Raw genomic sequence first — 1,433 nt, 5'->3', positions numbered from 1 at the left:
CTCCGCAGCACCGCCGCCCCCACCAACATCACAGCCCCCAGCCCTCCGACCACCCAGTCCGAAGCCGCCGGCACCCCCGCCTCCCGCAGCAGCGCAGCGACTCCGAAGCTGGTGTCCCACACCCGCTCCGTAAGGGCCGAACCAAAGCCCTGCACGAAGAAGAGCGTCCCGACGATCCACAACGCCGTCTGCCCGCCCGACCTGCTCACTGCCCGCCCCGAAGTCATCGGTACGTCCACCTTCCCCAAAGGATCAAAGGATTCCATCGTTCTGATGCGATCGCATCGGTATGACCGTAACACCGTACTGATGCAAGCGCATCAGATCCCGTAGACTCCCGGCCATGCCAAGACAGGTGGACCACGAGGGCCGACGCCGACAGATCGCCCAGGGCGTCTTCGAGCTCATCGCCGAACGCGGCCTCGAAGCCGCGACCCTGCGCGACGTCGCCGCGAGGGCGGGCGTCTCCATGGGGGCGGCGCAACGCTGCTTCCGCACCAAGCAGGACATGCTCCTCTACGCACTGGAGCACATGAACCAGCAGGTCACCGCCCGCATCCAGGCCCAGATCGCCGACTCTGACGACCCCGGGTCGACGCTCACGATCCTGGAACAGACGCTCCTCGGCATCTGCCCCACCGACGAACAGGGCCGCGCGGAGGCCAGGGTCTGGCTGGCCTTCTCGGCCCAGGCGGCCGTCGACCCCAAGCTCGCCGCCGTGCAGCGCGAACAGTACGAGGGCCTGGCCGAGCTGATCACCCTGCTGATCCGCGTCGCCCAGGACGCCGGCCAACTGGCCGACGACCTGGACGCCGGATCAGAAGCGGAATTCCTGATCACCTACGCCGACGGTCTGAACATGCAGCTCCTGCTCTCCCGCCAGACCCCGACCACGGCCCGCGCCGCCCTGCACCGAAGACTCACCGCCCTCCGCCCCCTCTGACGCTCCCGAACTCGGCGCTCTCGCCCTCTAGGCCCAGGTCGTCCGGGGGCACCGGGTAGCCCGGGAGTTCCTCGGTCAGACCTGGTCTGGCAAGGGTGACAGCCTGCGCTCACTGCCAAGTCTGCGCTTGAGCGCGAGGTTCTCGTGGTAGAGGTTTGCAGTTACTGCTGCCAGCGCGTCCAGCTTGCCTTGCACTTGACTCACTTGCGTATTCGCTTCCCGAAGGCGGCTGTGCAATCCCGCGATCGTTTCGTCGCGGGCGACCTCGCCCAGGGTACGCAGCACGGGGCTTGCGACCTTGGCGTTCCACTGCGTCAGCACGTCGTGGGCGCGGTGCACGGTGGCGTGGCTGACCTGGGCTTCACGGGCAAGGTTTTCCTTTCGCGTGCCGGGCGGGGCCTTTTGTCTCGGTCAGGTGGCTTGGTCTCACTTCGTCGGCCGCGTTCTCATCGTTCCTGCCACGGCCGCTTGCGGCATGTACTCGAGGGCC

3 protein-coding genes are annotated in these 1,433 nt (G+C 67.4%); 1 reads left to right on the top strand and 2 read right to left on the bottom strand.

What is annotated here, in order from left to right:
• Nucleotides 1–227, bottom strand: a 227-nt coding sequence (locus ADK54_RS47475; protein ID WP_053725860.1) for a hypothetical protein, incomplete at its 3' end; no start/stop codon positions are given.
• A 116-nt stretch (nt 228–343) separates the two neighbouring features.
• Between ADK54_RS47475 and ADK54_RS13495 the strand changes: the two genes are divergently transcribed.
• Nucleotides 344–943, top strand: a complete 600-nt coding sequence (locus ADK54_RS13495; RefSeq protein WP_053725859.1) for a TetR/AcrR family transcriptional regulator — start codon at nt 344–346, stop codon at nt 941–943.
• 75 nt (nt 944–1,018) lie between these two features.
• On the opposite strand, the gene ADK54_RS43335 is transcribed toward ADK54_RS13495, so the two are convergent.
• Nucleotides 1,019–1,282 (bottom strand): hypothetical protein, encoded by a 264-nt coding sequence (locus ADK54_RS43335; protein ID WP_199826949.1) that lies wholly within the window; start codon nt 1,280–1,282, stop codon nt 1,019–1,021.
• Between the last annotated feature and the right edge of the window lie 151 nt (nt 1,283–1,433).

This window comes from Streptomyces sp. WM6378 (assembly GCF_001279695.1).
GTDB lineage: Bacteria > Actinomycetota > Actinomycetes > Streptomycetales > Streptomycetaceae > Streptomyces.
Note: the sequence above shows the minus strand (reverse complement) of the source record. Positions and strands in the feature narration are given on the sequence as shown.